1 protein-coding gene is annotated in these 379 nt (G+C 44.6%); it reads left to right on the top strand.

The window, feature by feature from the left end:
* Positions 1 to 379 (top strand): malic enzyme-like NAD(P)-binding protein (locus A3766_RS09400; RefSeq protein ID WP_304440955.1); only part of this gene is annotated, 379 nt, incomplete at both ends.

The raw sequence follows: 379 nt of genomic DNA on the forward strand, positions 1-379 counted from the left end.
GTGACTGGTGAACAAATTAAGAAGATGGCTCCAAACCCAATCATCTTTGCATGTGCTAACCCGGTTCCAGAAATCATGCCTGAAGTGGTTGCAGAATCTCGTCCAGATGCTGTTATGGCAACAGGTCGTTCTGATTACCCTAACCAGGTAAACAACGTTCTTGGCTTCCCATTTATCTTCCGTGGTGCGTTGGATGTTCGTGCAACAGCTATCAATGAAGAGATGAAGCTGGCTGCTGCTAAAGCACTTGCTAATCTAGCAAAAGAGCCTGTAACTAAGGAAGTTCTAGACGCTTACGGTGTGGATTCAATGGAATTCGGTAAAGAGTACATCATTCCAAAAGCGACAGATTCCCGTTTGTTGGGTATTGTATCTACTG

The organism is Oleiphilus sp. HI0132, from assembly GCF_001635845.1.